Raw genomic sequence first — 824 nt, 5'->3', positions numbered from 1 at the left:
CGGTCGAGGCCGGTGCGGCGATCACGCAGGGTACGGTCCTCGCCGAGATCAATTAGGACCGCCCCGATCAGCACGCTGTCGCTGAGCGTCGCCCTCACCAGCTACGTTGTCGGGCCGACGCCGCCGGAGTAGCGTTTCAAACAGGTTGAGATCACAGCCGTCCGGAAACAACGTCAAGTACGTGCGGGACTTTTTCCCGCCGCATCGATGCCGCTGACGTGATCCACAGCACAAACGCCCGTTTACTGATGGAGTTGCCATGCCTGTTGCCAGACGGTTCACCGAGACGCATGACCGATTTCCGCCGCAGGGAAACCACGCCGCCCGTTTCGTCGCCCACAGTGGGCCATCGGCCACCGTGGTCGCCGCATACGGCGAACTCGACGCTTCCAATGCCACCCTGCTCGCCGATTACGTTCAGTGTTGCACGGCCGAGGCCGACCAACTCATCCTGGACTTGAGTGGACTGAAATTCTTTGGCACTGCAGGCTTTTCGGTACTTCACACCATCAACGTCCGGTGCGCCGGTGCCGACGTCCGCTGGGCTCTGGTGCCCAGCCGGGCGGTGGTCCGGTTACTGCGCATCTGCGACCCCGACAACGCCCTGCCTGTTGCCGAAGCACCGGAACCCGACGAAGAGCTGCATCGGCGAGGCACGTGGGTCGCTGACACGCCGGCCGGGTGCTCGGTTGATCGGTGGGTTTTGGGTTCCCGGAGTGTTCGAGGTTGACCGTTAGCACCGGACCCGCATGAACGGCCTTGAGGTCAAGAGTCGAGCTGATCTCGCAGCCGCGTCAGCGATTTGGCGAGCAGACGCGACACGT

General features: G+C 63.3%; 2 protein-coding genes. One reads left to right on the top strand and one right to left on the bottom strand.

Going from position 1 to position 824, the window contains the following annotated elements; translation table 11 throughout:
• Window positions 1–151 precede the first annotated feature (151 nt).
• Window positions 152–505 (bottom strand): hypothetical protein, encoded by a 354-nt coding sequence (locus F6Q13_RS18230; protein ID WP_293059541.1) that lies wholly within the window; start codon window positions 503–505, stop codon window positions 152–154.
• Here F6Q13_RS18230 and F6Q13_RS18225 point away from each other — a divergent pair.
• Window positions 401–730 carry an STAS domain-containing protein gene (locus tag F6Q13_RS18225; protein ID WP_293059538.1) on the top strand — a complete coding sequence of 110 codons (330 nt, stop codon included), beginning with the start codon at window positions 401–403 and terminating at the stop codon, window positions 728–730. The two genes, F6Q13_RS18230 and F6Q13_RS18225, sit on opposite strands and share 105 nt — an antisense overlap.
• Window positions 731–824: the final 94 nt, after the last annotated feature.

Source organism: Mycobacterium sp. (assembly GCF_008709575.1).
Taxonomy (GTDB): Bacteria; Actinomycetota; Actinomycetes; order Mycobacteriales; family Mycobacteriaceae; genus Mycobacterium.
This window is presented reverse-complemented; position numbering and strand designations above follow the sequence as displayed.